This is a genomic window from Bacillus sp. CGMCC 1.16541 (assembly GCF_003184905.1).
GTDB lineage: Bacteria > Bacillota > Bacilli > Bacillales > Bacillaceae_H > Priestia.
Genome location: NZ_QFRU01000025.1, coordinates 12,655 through 31,111 on the forward strand (window position 1 = coordinate 12,655; position 18,457 = coordinate 31,111).

19 protein-coding genes and 2 pseudogenes are annotated in these 18,457 nt (G+C 38.6%); 6 read left to right on the forward strand and 15 right to left on the reverse strand.

Annotated features, from left to right (window positions below):
• Positions 1–21: 21 nt before the first annotated feature.
• Both DIS06_RS16865 and DIS06_RS16870 read left to right on the forward strand, forming a co-directional pair.
• Complete coding sequence (locus DIS06_RS16865; RefSeq protein ID WP_110114406.1) at positions 22–963, forward strand: nucleoside hydrolase; 942 nt, start codon at positions 22–24, stop codon at positions 961–963.
• Between the two features lie 264 nt (positions 964–1,227).
• A complete protein-coding gene (locus tag DIS06_RS16870) occupies positions 1,228–1,572 on the forward strand; it encodes a hypothetical protein (protein WP_110114407.1) in 345 nt (114 codons plus the stop codon).
• 70 nt (positions 1,573–1,642) lie between these two features.
• Here DIS06_RS16870 and DIS06_RS16875 read toward each other — a convergent pair whose 3' ends face one another.
• The 6 genes from DIS06_RS16875 to DIS06_RS16900 form a co-directional block, all read right to left on the reverse strand.
• A complete protein-coding gene (locus DIS06_RS16875; protein WP_110114462.1) occupies positions 1,643–2,095 on the reverse strand; it encodes a YndM family protein in 453 nt (150 codons plus the stop codon).
• Positions 2,096–2,263: 168 nt separating this feature from the next.
• Positions 2,264–3,868 carry a putative polysaccharide biosynthesis protein gene (locus DIS06_RS16880; protein WP_110114408.1) on the reverse strand — a complete coding sequence of 535 codons (1,605 nt, stop codon included), beginning with the start codon at positions 3,866–3,868 and terminating at the stop codon, positions 2,264–2,266.
• A gap of 161 nt (positions 3,869–4,029) precedes the next feature.
• Positions 4,030–4,569 carry a dTDP-4-dehydrorhamnose 3,5-epimerase gene (rfbC, locus tag DIS06_RS16885; RefSeq protein WP_110114409.1) on the reverse strand — a complete coding sequence of 180 codons (540 nt, stop codon included), beginning with the start codon at positions 4,567–4,569 and terminating at the stop codon, positions 4,030–4,032.
• 322 nt (positions 4,570–4,891) lie between these two features.
• Positions 4,892–5,296: a DUF4362 domain-containing protein gene (locus DIS06_RS16890; protein WP_110114410.1), complete on the reverse strand. Its 405-nt coding sequence runs from the start codon at positions 5,294–5,296 to the stop codon at positions 4,892–4,894.
• Positions 5,297–5,605: 309 nt separating this feature from the next.
• Positions 5,606–6,124 (reverse strand): hypothetical protein, encoded by a 519-nt coding sequence (locus DIS06_RS16895; RefSeq protein WP_110114411.1) that lies wholly within the window; start codon positions 6,122–6,124, stop codon positions 5,606–5,608.
• Positions 6,125–6,147: 23 nt separating this feature from the next.
• Positions 6,148–6,558 (reverse strand): GNAT family N-acetyltransferase, encoded by a 411-nt coding sequence (locus DIS06_RS16900; protein ID WP_239422113.1) that lies wholly within the window; start codon positions 6,556–6,558, stop codon positions 6,148–6,150.
• A gap of 202 nt (positions 6,559–6,760) precedes the next feature.
• On the opposite strand from DIS06_RS16900, the gene DIS06_RS16905 reads away from it, so the two are divergent.
• Positions 6,761–7,042, forward strand: a complete 282-nt coding sequence (locus tag DIS06_RS16905; protein ID WP_239422115.1) for a hypothetical protein — start codon at positions 6,761–6,763, stop codon at positions 7,040–7,042.
• Between the two features lie 66 nt (positions 7,043–7,108).
• Positions 7,109–7,234, forward strand: a complete 126-nt coding sequence (locus tag DIS06_RS16910) for a YfhE family protein (RefSeq protein WP_110114412.1) — start codon at positions 7,109–7,111, stop codon at positions 7,232–7,234.
• Between the two features lie 79 nt (positions 7,235–7,313).
• Here DIS06_RS16910 and DIS06_RS16915 read toward each other — a convergent pair whose 3' ends face one another.
• The 6 genes and pseudogenes from DIS06_RS16915 to DIS06_RS16940 all read right to left on the reverse strand — a co-directional run bounded on the left by DIS06_RS16915 (position 7,314) and on the right by DIS06_RS16940 (position 12,309).
• Positions 7,314–7,937 (reverse strand): HAD-IA family hydrolase, encoded by a 624-nt coding sequence (locus tag DIS06_RS16915; RefSeq protein ID WP_110114413.1) that lies wholly within the window; start codon positions 7,935–7,937, stop codon positions 7,314–7,316.
• An 87-nt stretch (positions 7,938–8,024) separates the two neighbouring features.
• A complete protein-coding gene (locus tag DIS06_RS16920) occupies positions 8,025–9,314 on the reverse strand; it encodes an ATP-binding protein (protein WP_110114414.1) in 1,290 nt (429 codons plus the stop codon).
• 114 nt (positions 9,315–9,428) lie between these two features.
• Entirely contained in the window at positions 9,429–10,079 is a 651-nt protein-coding gene (locus DIS06_RS16925) for a peptidylprolyl isomerase (RefSeq protein ID WP_110114415.1), read from the reverse strand.
• 41 nt (positions 10,080–10,120) lie between these two features.
• Positions 10,121–11,512, reverse strand: coding sequence for a sigma-54 interaction domain-containing protein (locus tag DIS06_RS16930; RefSeq protein WP_110114416.1), 1,392 nt, complete (start codon positions 11,510–11,512; stop codon positions 10,121–10,123).
• Between the two features lie 177 nt (positions 11,513–11,689).
• Positions 11,690–11,920 (reverse strand): annotated as a pseudogene (locus tag DIS06_RS16935) (NAD(P)H-dependent oxidoreductase); the annotation flags it as partial.
• Positions 11,921–11,943: 23 nt separating this feature from the next.
• The gene (locus tag DIS06_RS16940) at positions 11,944–12,309 is read right to left on the reverse strand and encodes a hypothetical protein (RefSeq protein ID WP_110114418.1); all 366 of its coding nucleotides are present in this window, start codon (positions 12,307–12,309) and stop codon (positions 11,944–11,946) included.
• Between the two features lie 196 nt (positions 12,310–12,505).
• On the opposite strand from DIS06_RS16940, the gene DIS06_RS16945 reads away from it, so the two are divergent.
• Together DIS06_RS16945 and DIS06_RS16950 are read left to right on the forward strand one after the other, a co-directional pair.
• Entirely contained in the window at positions 12,506–13,087 is a 582-nt protein-coding gene (locus DIS06_RS16945; RefSeq protein WP_110114465.1) for a YitT family protein, read from the forward strand.
• Between the two features lie 143 nt (positions 13,088–13,230).
• Positions 13,231–14,274: pseudogene (locus DIS06_RS16950) on the forward strand (alkene reductase); the annotation flags it as partial.
• A gap of 717 nt (positions 14,275–14,991) precedes the next feature.
• Here DIS06_RS16950 and DIS06_RS16955 read toward each other — a convergent pair.
• From DIS06_RS16955 to DIS06_RS16965, 3 genes are all read right to left on the reverse strand, one after another.
• On the reverse strand, positions 14,992–15,843 hold the full coding sequence (locus tag DIS06_RS16955) for a MurR/RpiR family transcriptional regulator (protein ID WP_110114420.1): 852 nt from the start codon (positions 15,841–15,843) through the stop codon (positions 14,992–14,994).
• An 85-nt stretch (positions 15,844–15,928) separates the two neighbouring features.
• Positions 15,929–16,981, reverse strand: coding sequence for a DUF871 domain-containing protein (locus DIS06_RS16960; RefSeq protein WP_239422119.1), 1,053 nt, complete (start codon positions 16,979–16,981; stop codon positions 15,929–15,931).
• 102 nt (positions 16,982–17,083) lie between these two features.
• Complete coding sequence (locus tag DIS06_RS16965) at positions 17,084–18,451, reverse strand: PTS transporter subunit EIIC (protein ID WP_110114422.1); 1,368 nt, start codon at positions 18,449–18,451, stop codon at positions 17,084–17,086.
• Between the last annotated feature and the right edge of the window lie 6 nt (positions 18,452–18,457).

Consider the following 18,457-nt stretch of genomic DNA (forward strand, 5'->3'; position numbering starts at 1 on the left):
ATAGAGAGAGGAGGAAAACAAATGAAAAAAATCATTTTATTTGCGGATACAGGTATTGATGATGCAATTGCACTTATTTATGCGTTGCAAAACCCGAATATTGATTTAATTGGTGTTGTAAGCGACTACGGAAACGTAGCTCGTGATAAAACATTTCGAAATAACACGTACCTTTTACAATTAGCAAATCGGCGTGATATCCCTGTTATTGCAGGTGCCACGCGTCCGTTAAATGGCGACGAACCAGAATTTTTTCCAGACATTCATGGAGCAGAAGGATTAGGACCAATTCGTCCCCCACTTTCGGAAAATCGTTATCAATTGCGCTCAAACTTCAGTCGTCTCTTTCAACTAATTAAACAAAACCGCAATGACGTGACCATTGTTAGTGTTGGTCGTTGCACTTCTCTTGCGATTGCTTGGATGTTAGCACCTCATGTGATGTCACTCGTTACTGAATATTTTATAATGGGTGGTGCTTTTCAAGTACCAGGAAATGCAACACCAGTGGCAGAAGCAAACTTCTATGGTGATCCTGTCGCTGCAAATTTCATCATGCAAAATGCCCCAAATCTTGTTGTCATTCCCCTAAATGTAACGAGAGAAGCGCTTATTACACCGGCTTTAGTGGAAGCTATCGATGCAAATCAATCCAGTGAACTTGGGAAGCTCATTAAACCAATGCTTGATTACTATTACGACGCTTACCAACGCTTAGAGCCAGGAATCCCCGGAAGCCCTGCTCATGATTTACTTGCGCTTATGGCGGCTGTGGACGAGTCAAACATGCTTCAATACATTCGTCGTGAAGGTAGTGTAGAATTTGAAAGTCAGCATTCAGACGGATTGAGTGTGGCTGATTTACGCCCTGGGTCTGTTGATTGCTATGGCTTTCGTTGTCCTAAAATTGCTGTACAACTTGATTATGAAAAGTTTGTCTCCAATCTTTTAGCCAACTTATAATTTCTTCTTTTTATGCTAAATCACCTAGTCAACCAGCCACTCATGAGTGAAATCACTCCCTTTTAATTCAGGAGCAACGACTTATTTTTCAATTTCAACTAAAAAAGTAAATGCAAGCGCTCCTTTTCCTGCTATACTACACATTTAGTTAACATAAATAGGAGTGATCATAAGCTAGAAAGAACGTACCATTATATTCTCGCACCCATTCTTTTATTGACGCAGCTTATTTCAACTACTATATAACCATAAGGGAGAGAAACAATGAGATACGTAAAACGATTAGGGGATTATGTAGAAGAACAACTTGTTAAACAAAAGCTTGACATTGTATACAAGCGAGTGGTGAAAGAAAATCTTCAAGAATGTTTAAACACCTACTCAACTCTTTTGTTTCGTGATGTTATTGCATACGACAAAGCAGAAGCATTTATAATGACAATTGAAGGGATCCCATTTGAACTCTATATCGTTGGAGATTACGCAAAATCACCACAGTTTTGGCTGTATAAACATACTACTGATTATGCGAATGTATGTGTACAAAGTATGGACGAAGCGTATATGTGGTTGCAACAGCAAGTATGGAAAGAAAAAGCGATAAACTAAATAACGAAAAAACTCTGTCTCCTTTATCGAATTTAAGTCAAAAGAGACAGAGTTTTTATTTATGATGTATTTAATTTAACTTATCTTTGTCATGAACGTCTGGCTCTTCCGCCACTTCTGTTCCGTAGGCTAATTTTCCATTAAACACCGCTTTTTGTCTTTCACGCTTTTGGCGAACTTCTGGTGCGTGTGTTAAAACATAGCGATGAACAAACACCTCTGCTCCTGTAATAAGACCAGCTGAAATAATACTTCCCCAAGCAATTTGTAAATAGCTATGGAGCAAAATGGTACCGAAAATCCATACACTCGTGTAAGCAATAATAAAATCAATAATCGTCGTTGCTACATTCCCAAAGTATGGAAGAACGATTCGTTCTCCTATTAAATAAGTAAACGCTGTGACAACTAAGCTAAACGATAAAATATCGACAATCGTAGCCTCGAATACTAAATCTAATCCAATTGTAAATGCAAGCGCACAGGCAATAAATTTTATGAGTAGTACTTTTATGTCCTTCATTTTCATACCTCTTTTTTGTACATAGTATGAACGAAAAACAATGAATTTATACGCTTTGTACTGCTTCATTTCCCATTCTTTCCACCTGTTGTTAAAGGGAGATAAAGACCTTTCCTAACGTTGCATCCTCAAATGGACAATTGCTCATCTATTTTAGAGAAAATATCCTTACGGCGTTTTTTTACCTCGTAGCTCTTTTATAAACGAAAGGTGCATGCCTAATCCTATGTAAAAAAACAGGCCGACTGCGACAGAGCTTATGACAATTACCCATGACAAGTGATAAGAAGCAAAGATAGGAGAGAAGTAAGCTCGTACGACTTCTGACATCATAAACACGACCATCCCCATCATAGATGCCAAACTTGCGACCCATAGCAATGGTCGATACAATGGCACAAATGAATAAAAAATTGTCTTTTTTATAAAATAAAGATTGAACAAGATAGACATGAAGTACCCACCATACGTAGCAACAGTTGGCCCTATTTCTTTTATGACCGGAACAAGTAAGATATTTAATAAAAACTTTACACCTACACCAACAAACATACTAAACAGTAATGACTTTTGTTGATTTAATCCTTGTAAAATCGCAGCGGTGACGGTAAATAGTGCGAAAAAGAGAGCTTGACCAGCCGACCATTTTAATAAATATCCGCCTAAAAATGGGTTGTTGTCAATTCCAAATAACATCAAATAGATAGGTGTACTTAAAATGGTAAGCCCAACAACGGCAGGTACGAGAAAAAAACAGAGAATCTGCAATGTTTTTGTCATATAATCACGAACGACTGATAACTCTTTCGCGACGTACTTCACCGTAATATTCGGAATGAGTGACATCCCAAATGCCGTCGCAAGCGACACTGGAATCATAATTAAAATTTGGGTAAATCCGATAATCGAATTGATTTCCTCTGCTTTTGTGAGTGGATAACCAATTCCTTGGAACAAGCGATTAATCGTAAACGTATCAATATTTTGGTAAATGGGTAATGTTAACCCAACAACCACAAATGGAATGGCATAGCCAATTAGTTCTTTATAAATGGCGAAAAGAGACATCTTAGGTGCCTGGCGGCTTCGATCGACATCTTCTTGAATCCATCTCTTTCTGCGCTGATAAATGATCAGTAAAGTAAAAAGCCCTGCTGTTCCGCCTACAAACGCACCTAACGCTCCGATACCAACCGCTTCTGTCGTTGTTCCTTTCCATACATGAATCATGAGATACGCACCACCAACAATAAACGTCACACGTACCAATTGTTCAAGAACGGTACTTAACGCTGACGGCCCCATTGATTGATTGCCTTGAAAATAGCCTCGTAATAAACTCATCGGTGGAACTACAAGTAACGAGATGCTCACGAGTCGAATGACATAGACGACATCCTCAATCGTGTTACCAGATTCACTGTTACGTTGAATAACAGTTTGAGCCAAGGTTGGAGCTAATGTATACAGAGATACACAAGAGATGGCCCCTGTTATGATCATCAAAATCATCCCTGTTTTTAGCAACTCATAGCCTGCTCGGTAATTGCCCATACCATTATATTTTGAAACAAACTTCGAGACGGCCAATGGCAAGCCTAATGTAGAAATGCTTAACATGAGTGTATAAGGACCATAAGCATATTTATAGAGTGCATAACCAGACGTCCCAACTAACATCGTAAACGGCATAATATACACAAAACCTAATATTTTGGAAAGAAGAGATGCACCTGTTAAAAGAAACGTCCCTCTTATAAACTGATTTTTCATTACACGATACTCCTATCGCTTCTATTTAACGATTTTTTGAATAAGCCTCTCGCATCAAATCTATGAAGGGCAAATCCCAACGGTCAAGAAAAGATGGAACATTACTTTTGTTGTGAAACTAAGAAACCGCCCCTTCAAGTGAAAGATAAGCGGTGAATCGTTTACAGGTCTGCTTCTGTAAAGAACGGATGCGCTTCGTCTCTTAAAGATAAGACGGGAACAGATACTGGCCAATCAATCGCTAAATGAGGGTCGTTCCAGCGGATTCCTCGATCGTGATTTGGTGAGTAATATTCATCAACTTTATATTGCACCTCTGTATCTTTCATTAACGTACAAAACCCATTTGCAAAACCTTTAGGAATAAATAATTGCTTTTTATTTTCAGCACTTAACATAAATCCTTCCCACTTCCCAAACGTTTGTGAATCTTGACGCAAATCAACGACTACATTATAAATGGCCCCTTTTGTGACTCGAATGATTTTTGCTTGTGCCTTTGGCGCTCGCTGATAATGCAACCCTCTCAATGTGCCAATTTGTTTTAAAAGAGAGTGATTATCCTGTACAAACTCCTCCTTTATTCCATGTTCATGAAAAAGATTTTTATGATAAACTTCCATAAAGAAACCACGTTCGTCTTTAAATAATTTCGGTTCAATAAGTAAAATACCTTCTAATTTCGATGAGTGAATCGACACAAATGTCCCCTCTCTTTCTTAAGACTGACAATCATTCTTCGTTAACGGTCTTTTCAATAAAAAAGAATGGCTTTTCATATATATGTTTCGAATGAGGTGATAATGAATAAGGGGTTGTGTAGCGCTTCATTCTAGTGGCGTGAGAAGTAGAAGAACATGAGCTAGAGTCATACATATATGCAACAACTCTTGCCTCTCTATCCATAAGAAAGCACCCCAAATGTTCGATTTGGTGTCTAACATTTGGGGTGCACTTTATCCTGGATTTTTGAGGAAAGGGTTGTTAAGTGGTGTGCTAAATATCTTTTAGCTCAGCCTTTGTTTATTTTTGAATGGTTAAAAGGTAAACGTCTTTTCCATCCGTACATTCCGTTAACGAATAATCCGCTTTGTTTGTCGTTTCATCTACGCGGATTGCCTCACATGAAGACGTACTTACTAACCGCTCTTTCTTTTTTCCTTCTGTCTTTTCAACTGTTAAGGTAATGGTATTATATTTATAATCTAGTAAATGCAAAAGCGGCTTCTCTTCTTTTGTGTATGTCACTACACGAACTTGATCTTCTTTATCTTTCGTCACATTCTCAACAAACTGTTCAAATTGCTGCTGATTCGTTAATTTATCATCTTTCACTACGACATCTGTTTCTTCTACTTTAAACTCACTGCATGCCGATAACACTGTTAGAACGGCAACAATGAACACATAACGCATATTTTTTCTCATTGGTTTTCTCCTTATCTTTTCTACTATCTTTCTTCTATCCTATTTTATCCAAGCTATTAATCGAAAGATATAGATCGTTTAGACTATCATAAAGAGAACCTCTCACACAACGATGAGAGGTTCATAGAAGGAGACAACGAAATTACGAAGGGTTGGTCAGCGACCGTCCATGTCCTTAGTTGGTTATTAGTTAACAGTAACATTGTAACAGGTGATGAGTGATTGGTTGTCCTCTTGTCTATTACAATCACTAAGATTTGAAAACGTCTCCTTCTACCTTGAAGGGAGTCTCACCACTTCAAGGGCACATCAAAAATAGTTATCCGCATCAAATGCTAGTTCAATTGAATAGTTTTTCGCATTGATTGCATTTGACAAACGATTTGCTTGTCTTTCTGCTTCAATGGCTTTTAATCGATAATCTTCAGGCTCAAACAGTGCGAGTTTGACAATTGAAGTGGCTTCAGGTCCATACGAATAAGGGAATTCTTCTTTAAGCGCTGTCCCAAATTCCTTATATTTTCTCGCTTTTGCTCGTAGTTGTGTCGCAAGCTCAATTGCTTCTACAATTGTTAGCGATTCTCCTTGGAACACGACATCATTTTCAACATTTGCTTGATACATTAACTTATCAAGCAAACGAAAATCTTTTCGTACTTGGTCTATTTCTTGTTCAACATGAGTGAGTGTGCGAGCTTGCGTCGGAAGAGCTACCCCTCTCTCTGTTTCAACAAACGCAACGCGATCCATTTCTTCTTCTAGTTCGTGAATTCGTTTGGATAACACGCTTTTAAGCTTCACCGCTTCAGCTAACGTTAAATTTGCCATAGCCGTCCCTCTCCCTCTTCTATTTAATATCGCTTATACATGCCAAGCGATTTCGGATATGTATAGTTAAAACCAAATTTTTTATATAGTTGATCGGCTGGTACGTCTGCCATTAAGCTAACATATGCACTTTTAGGTGCATGTTCGTCTAAATACTTGGTCACCTCTGTCATAATGACCTTCCCCAAGCCACGACCTTGATACGCTGGGTCAACGGCAATATCAACAACGTGAAAAAAGCAAGCACCGTCTCCGATGACTCTTCCCATTCCAATCAGTGTAGAATCAGCTCTTAATGTAACCGCAAAAAGAGAATGCTTCAGCCCTATTTGAGCTGCTTCTACTTCTTTTGGACTCATTCCTGCTTTACTTCTTAGCGCTGCATATTCCTCTGGATTCGGAGGATTTAATACAATTTCATAAAATTGTTCCACAGTTGGTCACACCTTTTCACAAAATGAATGTAAACCCGTTTTTGCAAAAACAAACGAAACTACAACGAGTCTATTTTATCATATTTTTGGTAGAGGAGGAAATTCGATTCTTTTTTTATGAAACAGTAGCAAACCATTTGTTTCTTGTAAAAAAGCTATGTTACACTATCTTTTCAATGGACTTTTAGAAAGGAGACCGTGTGTGACCATTCTTGCTTCTCAACCTTATATCATTATCACAAGATCGATTGAAGTTACTCAGCAATGTTATACAGAAACTGAACAACACCTTCATTTATATCAAGACAAAGTCGTCGGTCATGAAAAAACATTTCACATTCATCATGTATTTGATATGTCATTCAAACCTCTATCCAATCAATCTGGATTCCTCTATTTGCATACGAATCAAGGTGTATTTTCCTATCAAGTAAAATCGAATCCACAAACTTTTATTGAAACATTCAGAAAATTAGACGTTTAGTTCATACTTTCATGGGTATTCTCTCTATAAGCAATTCCCTATTTTTAAAATGAGAGGAGAAACCTAATGAATGTTGAAAAAGAAACAACAAAAGGGCTAAACAAAGAAAAAAGCAACAACTTAACGTCTACGCAAGAAGTATTGTATCAAAGTGAATTTAAAAAAGCAGATAAAGCAGCAAGCGATAAGTAAACGAAAAGCCATCTGTCTCACACAGAGATAGATGGCTTTTCATTTAGTCTCTGTTGAATTTTTATCTTTCTTTTTCCTCTCATCCATTTACAACCGCTACAATATCTGCCGGTGTATGTACAGTATAAGCGGGTTGTTCCTGTTGAAGTGTTTCGATTGTATCAAATCCCCACGTAACCCAAATCATATCGATGCCGCTTGTCCTGCATGCGACCAAGTCTCGATGCTCATCTCCTACATACATCACATCATGAGGTCGGAGTTGATAAGATTTTAAAAACTTTTTGATGACCTTGTCTTTCCCAAATAGGTTGGATGAGCAAAATACATGATCAATGTCGCGAATGTCATTTTGGCGTAAAAATTCGTGAATGTTTGCTTCAGAGTTTGACGAAATGATTACAAGTTCATAACCTTGATTCTTTAATACTGACAACATTTCTTTGATGCCATCAAAAACACGCAACTTTGAAATTGACTGTTTATAAACTTTATAAAAGTCAACAACGAAAAAAGGGAGTTTGTACAAAGGAAACTCAAGTGCTTTACACCTTTCTACAATGGATACTTTCCTTAATTCTTCTAGTTCTTCACGACTTAGTGACTTCATCTTGTATTTGTCTCCTAACTCGTTAAAAGCATCAATCGTAATATCTTTCGAATCCACTAATGTTCCATCGAAATCAAAGATAATGTACTTCACATTCTACCTCCTCATTACGTAAATCGAATATTTAATTTCCTAATTATACCACCTCGTTGCTAATCAACAAATTAAAAAAGAGGCCACTCATTCGACCTCTTTCAACGTAACCGTCACCGTTGTTCCTTTTCCGACTTCACTCTCAAATACAATAAACCCTTGATGACGCTCCATGATCTTATAACATACCGCTAAACCTAATCCCGTTCCTGCTTCTTTCGTGGAATAAAAAGGGGTACCGATTTGATTGATTCGTTCTGGACTCATGCCAACACCGTTATCTTTGAATGTAACGATAATCTCTCCGTGCTGCTTTTTTAATAGAATATGAATCATGCCATGCTGTGACATGGCTTCTACACCATTTTTAATAATATTGATAAACACTTGCTTTAGTTGATTTGCATCGCACATGACGTATGCATGTGTCTCTTCATTTTCAAGCTGAATGGTAATATCATGTAAATTCGCTTCTGCTTTCATTAATACAACGACTTGCTTTAACAATTCTGTCATATTTTCTTTTTGAAACGAAACATGTTGCTTTTTTCCTAAAATCAGCATTTCACTCGAAATTAAGTTAATTCGGTTAATTTCAGACATCATAACGTCTAAATGTTCCTCATTAACGTCTTTCGTCACCTGCATCAATTGAACAAACCCTTTCAATGATGTCAGTGGATTGCGGATTTCATGGGCAACGGCAGCTGCCATCTGACCGATGACTGACATTTTTTCTGATTCAATCATTCGCTCTTCATCACGTCGATAATTGGTAATGTCTCGCGCAATCATAAATACGCCACTTACTTGCTCATTCACAACAATTGGTAAAAGCGATGAGCGAAGAATTCGAACATCTCCGTCTCGATTTAACACTTGAAACTCGAACTTAGATGGCCTTTTATGTAGGGCTTCATGAAAATAACCTTTTACTAACGGCACATCTTCTGGTACAACCCATTTGGACATCCCTGCTTCACCGATTTCTGACCGTGAATACCCCATAATGGCTTCTCCTTCCGGATTCACAGAGCGTACTTTTCCTTCTTTGCTAATTTCAAACACCGCATCAGGGTTATGTTTAAAAAGGGATTGATAATGTTCATTACTCGCTTGTAATTCATATTCTTTGTTCACAAGTTTATGTTGCGTATCAAATAAATCACGAGCACGGTTATAAACGAGTATGTATAAAGTAATTCCTGTTACAAAAACAAAAAACCAACCTTTATATTGTTGAAAGAAAATGTAAACCTCTAACTCTCCTTCTGCTAACTTGCGGGAGAGCTTGTCGGATAGAATAATCCATATCGATCCAATAATAATATAAGCGATTGCAATCTTCGTCGCAACCTTGCGTGCTTGAGTCGTCAATTTTTTACCACCTATAAAAAAATATACTATATTCATTATCATAAACGTTTTTGATGTAAAAAACACTAGTTTCTATATAAAAAGAGATTGACTTATGCAGTCAATCTCTCACTTTCACTGTACCCTCTCCGGCTCAGGGTAGTCGACACCAAATGTATCAACCGTCACTTTGCTTATCTTTTGATCTTCTAGTGGTTTATCTTGTGCGTCTCGTTCCACTTGCACAATATTTTGAGCCGTTTCGATCCCTTCAATCACTTTACCAAACGCTGCGTATTCCCCGTCTAATGACGGTGCATTTTCAACCATAATGAAAAATTGAGAGCCCGCTGAGTTTGGGTCATTTGATCTTGCCATTGAAAGAACACCGGTTTCATGCTTTAGATTATTGTCAAAACCATTTGAACTAAATTCACCTTTGATTGCATAACCAGGACCGCCTGTTCCGCGTCCTTCAGGATCGCCCCCTTGAATCATAAAACCTGGTATCACACGGTGAAAGATAAGACCATCATAAAAACCATCTTCAATCAATGAAACAAAATTTGCGACTGTATTTGGGGCGATATCCGGATAAAGCTCAAGCTTCATTTCGTCGCCGCTTTCCATTGTCATCGTCACAACGGGATTTTTATCATTTTCTCCCTTTGGACTTGTTGTTGTTGTTTCGTCCTTTTCTTCTTTCCCGCTTGTCCCACACGCTGCTAACAATAAAGTACATGTCAGCACAAGGATCAAGAATGGAATAAACCGACTTCTTTTCATGTTCACCAAACTCCTTTATGTATCATTTGTCAACATTCACATTATATAACAAAATGAGGATCTTGGCTCTCGCGATATTTCTTCAATCGATATTGAAGACTTTGTCGACTCATTCCAAGCTTCTCTGCAGCTTTTGAGACGTTGCCACTTTCATTCTGTAAGACTTCTTCTACATATTGCTTTTCAACACGCTCTAGTCGTTCTTTTAATGTTTCGACTTTGTCTACTTTTCGTTTCGGTTCGCTCACAAATGCGTTTGTTTTTAATGTACGAAATCGCAATGGTAAATGTTCAATGGTAATAACTCGTTCTTGATATGCTAGATTCATCGCACCTTCAATGACATGCTCGAGTTCGCGCACGTTCCCTGGCCATGAATGTTGTTCAAATACAGTATGTACATCTGAGTGGATACGTTCAATGGTCACGCCAAACAATCCGTTATACTTCTGAATAAAATGGTTCGTTAACACTAGAAGGTCTTCTTTGCGGTCTCGAAGTGGTGGGATGTGAAGCATGACAACGCTTAATCGGTAATATAAATCTTTTCGTAACCGTTCATGTACAACCGCTTCAATTGGATCTTCGTTCATTGTGGCAATTACTCTTACGTCTACTTCTTTTTCCGTCATCCCCCCTACTCGGCGAACTTTTCGCTCTTGTAAGACGCGAAGAAGTTTTGCTTGTAGTGACAAGTCAAGGCTATTTAATTCATCTAAAAAGAGGGTGCCACCGTTTGCCATTTCAAACAAACCAGGTTGGTCCATAGCCCCAGTAAATGCCCCTTTTTGCGTTCCAAATAACAAACTCTCCATTAACGTAGCAGGAATGGCTGCACAATTTTGACTAATAAAGGGCTTTGACGAACGTGTACTTTCATAATGGATGCTTTGTGCGATAATTTCTTTCCCCGTCCCTGTCTCTCCTGTAATTAAAACGGAAGAAGACGTACGTGTTGCTCGCTTTGCTTCTTCTATGACTAAATGCAATCGTTCACTATCTCCAATCATGTCGGCAAATGTGTACGTTTTCGGCTTAGTCTTTGATATATTTTGCTTAATGACCGTTTCAAGTCGAGTCACATCTTTTGATAGTTCGACAGCTCCGATAATGACCCCGTCTTGCTCAATTGGGAATGTATCGTTTATCGTTGTAATCTCGGTTCCTTTATTGTTGTAAAATGTTTGCTTTCGATGACGTGTCACCTTTCCACTCTTTAACGCCGCAACGAGTGTACTGTGATCATTTTTCTCAAATTCAAACACGTCACGAAAGTCTTTATGTAACACTTCCTCACGTGCCATCGATTCGGCTTCCACCGCTTTTTGATTATAAACAACCGTGACGCCATCTTTATCAATAATATGTACGCCAACATCTAAATTTTCAAACACCGCTTCATACATGTTGATAAGCAAATCTGTACCGTTCATTCACTCTCCCCCCTTCTATAATACTATTAGCTATTTATCCGTCTCTTCCTGCTGTTATTGGCATACAAAAAACGCCTGTTTCAAAAACCATAACGATTTTGAAACAGGCGTATGCCTATGTTTATACTAAAATATTTCCGCAAGCTTTGCTGCTTTTTCTAAGCCTTCTTCAATGATCTAGTCTGCTCGGTCTAGTAGTTGGTTATGGCCTTCAATGATGACTTTTGACAATTGCTGAATACCAAAGAAGTTCATGATTGCCTCCACATAGTTAACTGCCATTTCCGATTGAGCAGCTGGTCCTTCTGAATAAATACCGCCTCGTGCGTTCAACAACGCTACCTTTTGGTTTGATACGAGTCCAACTGGTCCTTCTGGTGTGTACGTGAATGTTTGACCGGCACGGTTTTCTTCTCTTTGACACACCTTTTTTATGTTGTCAGTGCTTGAAACACTTGATGTCCTCGTATGGTATTTGAAATAAATTTGTACGGCTTCATCGGACGTTCGTAGCATAATGACATGAACATCAAATGATCAACGCACTTTTCAGCTGCTTTTCGATTAATGTTTGTATGTGTTTTTTCAAAGATATATTTGTCACCATTCAATTTTTTTATTGGACGCGTGACCGTCACATTTTCAACAATCTCTTTAATCGTCACTCCTGAATTTTTCGAAATGTAAGAAAATACTTCATGTAACGTGGCATCTTTCTTTACAATTTCTGCAAACATAAGAGCTGTGTGTTCAGCAAATTGTGTGTCTTCAAATTGATTAAAAAACTCAAAATCCATGTCGCTCCCTCATTTTCTTAAAAGAATGATATGTAATATAGTAACCTATTATAGTAACTGTATCAAGTGACGATGCATTCTCCTTCTCCAACCTTTGTTTAGGTCATGAAAAGAAACAAAACCATAAGTTTTAGTCTAAATCGCTTTTCAGCATGATATATATGTACAAGTAGAGATGATGTCGAATTAAAAGGTGATGCTTATTTTTTCGAAAGGATTGGCTATCTTTTGTGGAAGTTTATTAATTGGAATTGGGTTAAATGCTTTTTTAGCTCCCCATCATTTAATTGACGGTGGATTAATGGGGCTTGGACTCATTTTGTTTTATGCGGTTAATATTCCAGTGGGGATGTCGATGTTAATTCTTAATTTCCCTATTTATCTATACGCATTTTTTAAAGAACGATCCTTTTTTTATAACGGCATATGCGGGTTGCTTTTTTCTTCTCTATTTGCAGAATACCTTTCCTTTTTATACGGTGATTTTCTGCTTCCTGTGTTTGAAAGTAGTATTCTCGGAGGCGTTTGTGTAGGGATAGGAATTGGACTTATGCTTCGTTATGATACGAGCTCAGATGGTGTAGACTTGATTGCTCAATTCGTCTCAAAGTTTTGGGCAGTGAATGTTGGATTAACCATTTTGTTAATTGACCTGTTTATTATGGTTGCGGGTATGCAAGTCATCGGTTGGCGAGCATTTTGTTATTCCGTTCTTGTCATTTCTGTTGGAGGATTGATGATTATGCTACTTACCGTCACGAAACGCCAAGCTAGCTAGCGGCGTTTTTTCTATGTCAAAAGAACTCTTTTTATTTCGTAGTTCGGAATATTTGAAGCGAAACTTTCTCCTTGTTATAATGTACAACATCGTCTTGAAGATGAAACTCTTTTAATAAGGAGATGACTAGTATGAATAACTTAACAAACTTACTAGAACCAACAAAAATAGGTGCATTTTCATTAAAAACAAGAACAGCAATGGCTCCTATGACACGCTGTTTCGCTGATGATGAAACAGGTGTGGTCAATGATGCAATTGTTGAATATTACCGAAAACGAGCAGAAGACGGAATTGGTCTTATTATTACAGAAGGTACAGTCATTAGCGACCGCGCAAAAGGAAACCCTGGTGTACCGGGTATCTACTCTCCTGAACAAGTAGCTGCGTGGAGAAAAGTAACAGAAGCTGTTCATAAAGAAGGCGGAACGATTATCGCGCAAATTTGGCACGTTGGACGCCTTAGTCATTCTGAATTAATTAAAGGCCAACAACCACAAGCACCATCAGCGATCGCAGCTGCGGGGCAAGTACCTCGTTTCCGTAAGTCATACGAAACACCAGAAGAGATGTCAAAAGAAGATATTAAGCAAGTCATTGAGCAATATGCACAAGCAGCTCGAAATGCCATTGATGCAGGATTCGATGGCATTGAGGTACACGGTGCACATGGCTATTTAATTGATCAGTTTAACTCGGGCGTTTCAAATAAACGTACCGATGAATATGGTGGAGATCTTGCGCAACGTTTAACGTTTATGAAAGAAGTACTTCGTGCTGTCATTCATGAGATTGGCGCAGACCGTGTCGTTATTCGCTTCTCGCCTCATAAAGTCGACGATCCTTACTATCGTTGGGATGATGCCGAACAAGCATTACAAACATACATCGATGCATTTAAAGAAGTCGGCGTTAAAATAATTCATCCTTCTATGCTAGACTTCTATGAAGAAGCAAAAGACGGGCAAAACGTGTACGAAATTGTTCGCGAAAAATGGGATGGTCCTATTATCGGAGTGGGGAATTTAACACCTGAATCGGCTGAAAAAGCGTTGCAAGCGGGCTGGATTGATGTAGCAGCAATTGGCCGCCCTTTAATCGCTAATCCAGACTATATTCAACGTGTGAAAGAAGGACAAAAACTAGTAGAATATGAAGCAAGTGAACATTTACCACTTTTAGTTTAAAGAGCACTTCTATTCCGTAAGATTGAAAAAATCCTTTGTCGATTGACAAAGGATTTTTTGCCTGTTTCAACAAGTAGGACAACTGTGAAACAGACCTTTATTTTTCAAATAGGGGTAAATGAAAAAGGTACCTTTATTTTACCATACGGATTGTGGTTATTTTTTCCTCTTTCTTTAAACACGTCTTATGTCCTACAAGTTGAAAATTTCCGATGATTTGTTTTGCTGTATCCATCGATTCATTTATCCCTTTTGTTCATAGAGATTCTTTTTACCGCTGTCTTCTCTTATTTCTACTAAGAGTACCCACGGGTCATTATAAAAAGTAGTCTTCAGTAACAGACTGTACATTTAAGGTGTGGTCACTTTTGAGGACTGTCGATAATCATACACACCGCCAGGCAAAGAAATAAATGAGAAGCCATCACTTCCATTAACTCGGCAATCAGTGCATGCTAACTTGTAAAAAGCTCATGCAAAATTTCCATCATGTCAAGCATTTGATGAGGAACTTGCCAAAACGAATCCGGATAATGTCGGGTTGGACATTGCTGATATGTTAGAGCAACAAGGCTTTACATGTGATAATGTGAAGATACGACATTTATAAGAAAAAGCAAGAAGCTGAACGAACAAGAGCAAAAGTGCTCTGTTTGACTCAGCTTCTTCTTCGTTTACTACAATGATAGCATCAAGACGGTTACATATACATCCTACTTATGACTTCATACGCTGCACCGCTTGATGTGTGTCAATAATTCTCTCATACAATCCTTGTCCTCTTTCGGAACAAATCGCAATAAAAAGGGCATCAACAATAGCAAGTTGAGCGATACGCGCTGTCATCGTTCCAATTCGTAAGTTTTGCTCTTCTTCAGACATCGTTAACACAATGTCTGCTAATCGACGAGCAGGTGACGGCGCGTTTTGTGTTAATAAAATCGTTCGTACTTCACGTTCTTTTGCTACAGACAACACATCTAAGATCTCTTTTGTTTTTCCTGAAGTTGAAATCACAAAAACAGCATCTTGTTTTGTAGCATTTGCGACCATCATCATTTGCATATGATTATCTTCTGATTGAAACGCAGGTACGTTAATGCGTAACAGCTTTTGCTTAAAATCTAATGCGACAACTGCAGAACCGCCAACACCATAAAGGTAAATTCGCCCAGCGTCACTTAACACTTCAACTGCTTCTGTAAACGATGAAACCGATAGCATTTTTTCCGTGTTTTGCAGCGCTTGAATGGTATTAAACATCACTTTTTGAATCACAGTTGTCGGATCATCATGAAACTGTAAAGGAGACTCGACTAGTTCGACTGTTCGTACCGATAATTCTTTGGCTAACTCAATTTTAAAGATTTTAAAGCTTTGAATGCCTAGTCGTTTACAAAAGCGGCTAATAGATGCTTCACTTCCTCCGCATGACTGAGCTAACTCTTTTGTCGTCATATGTGTCACACGTTCAGCATGCTCTAGTATAAAGGCGGCTACCACTTTTTCAGCTTCTGTAAACCGATCTAATTGACGTTCAATTTGCTTAAGAACGGAAAATGTTGACATAAAAGCTCCTTTCCGATTTTTCTACACTCCATCACTCGTCACTTAAAGCTGTTGCGGATTGTTTGAAGTGGGCGTTCTTGTGATTTTAAATAAATGAAAACCATTGTCCTGGTCGAATCATTGTTAAAAGTGGTACATCCTTTTTATCTACGTAACCAATGACGTTCACTTTTTCATCTTCAGGCAAGTCTCTTATCACAACCTGAAGTTCTCCAACGTAACGACCGTACTCATCATTGTCAATTGTAATCGCTCCTAGCCGTCTAGGTAATCGTGGACGTGGGTCAATCTGAAGGTGGTGTTTTTGCACATGAAATCGAGACGTTTCCGATCGAATGACGTCTCGCGCTGGATCCATACGATTACGATGTTTCAATTGTATGATTGTTTGTTCGTTTGCTGATAACTCAAGAAGGTTACATCGAAGAGGAATCACATCATCTTGATAGTAGGTAAATTGCTTCAACGTCTCTTCTTTTATCCCTTTATCACCAATACATACTTTATCAACGTACAGTTCATTTGTCATCTCTAAATAAGCCGAAAAAACGTCCTCATGGCGATGTTTTTCAATGGTTGGCAATCCCTTATGTAACGGTCCTCTCAACTTCTCATCTCCGGGAATAAACGCCATCACCGTCATCCCTTGTTTTTTTAACCATTCATTACGTGTTTTAAACCACGTTTCATCTAAACCGGTTTCTGGTCGCGGATAGAAGTTATGCCATGCTTCAACTTGACTGATTTCTAAACCCGCTTCTATTAATTGCGTCAAAAAGGTGTCATCAATGGTACTTGCATTTAACGCAACTTTCATTTCTTTTGATAGATTCGCAATTTGTGAAGGTGAAAATCCATAATCGACTCGTAGTCCAGCTACTCCCCATGTTTTCAATTCATGCGCTTCTTCTATTGTTAAATGAAGATGCTGCCAAGACCGTGGAGATACGTCTACCATCAGTTCCATCCCGATTTGTTTAGCAAGTGCTCCTACTTTTTTTAATTCAACGACATACATCTCTGGGTCGTCTTCTGGAATATGGAGCGATGTAAAAATGGTGCGAAAGCCAGCTTCATACATCGTTTTCATATATAATTCGGTTTCGTCCATGGATTGTTGTCCTAAATAAATTGACATTCCTAACACGATTAATCATCCTTTCTTGGTAAAAAAGAGCTTTGACAACGGAAGCCAAAAGCACCCTATTTGTCAAAGCTCTCATAAAGATCATACAGTACATTATGCGGCTAAGTTCTCTGCCATTTCTTCTTTAAAGCCAAATGCATACGTGAAGATAAAACCAAATAAGTAGGAAATGACAAGTCCACCTACGTAGTAAAGGAAACGGTTATCAGCAATTAATGGTGTTAGTGATAAACCTGATACACCGATACCTGTTGAAGCCGTTTTTACAAGTGCTTGATAAGCTCCCCCAACAGCAGCCCCCATACAAGCGGTAATGAACGGACGACCAAGAGGCAAAGTGACTCCGTATAGAAGTGGCTCACCAATCCCTAAAAACCCTACTGGCAATGCTCCTTTAATCGTGTTACGTAACTTTTGATTACGCGTTTTTACATAAATCGCCATTGCAGCTCCAACTTGACCTGCTCCTGCCATTGCTAAGATTGTTAAGATTGGTGTTACACCAATGCTATTAATAAACTCTAAATGAATTGGTGTTAATCCGTGATGAAGTCCGACCATAACAAGCGGTAAGAAGAATCCTGCTAACACAGCTCCAGCTACAACACCACCAATATCTAAAACAGCTTTAATACCTGATGTAATTCCTTCTGCAAGCACTCCACCAACTGGCTGTACCACGATAAGTGTTGCAAATCCAACGACTAATACTGTAATTAACGGTGTTACAATAATATCAACTGCACTCGGCACACTTTTTCGAACAGTACGCTCCACAACAGCCATTAACCATGCAGCAAACATAACCGCAAATAAACCACCACGTCCTGGAACGAGCGATTCACCAAAGAGTGTTACATCTGCCAACCCTGGATTAATAATTAAAATACCCGCAATTGCACCTAGTGCTGGTGTGCCATTAAATTCTTTTGCCGTGTTCCATCCTACTAAGATACCTAAATAAGCGAATACGCCTCCGCCGATTAAAAGAAGCATACTTAACCATGTAGCGGTTGGGTCCGCTCCGGCATTTTTTGCAAAGTTAGCGATTCCGTTAATAATCCCAGATGCAACAAGTGCTGGAATTAGTGGAATGAAAATATTACCAATCTTCCGTAATAAGTTCTTAAAAGGCGTGTTGTTTTTCTTTTTAATCGCTGCTTTCGTATCGTCAGCAACTGATGATAAATCGCCGGATACTTCGCCAATCTTAAGGCCCGTCATCTTACTCATTTCTTCTGTTACACGATTGACCGTCCCTGGTCCAACAACAATTTGTAACGTTTCATCATCAATGACACCCATGACACCCTCAATTTGACGTAGTTCACTTATGTTGACAAGCTCGTCATTTTTTATCGCTAAGCGGACACGTGTCATACAATGATTGAGTTGCGCAATGTTTTCTTTTCCACCAACTTTTTCGATGATGGACTGAGCTATTTTTATCTCTTTTTTCATACCCCT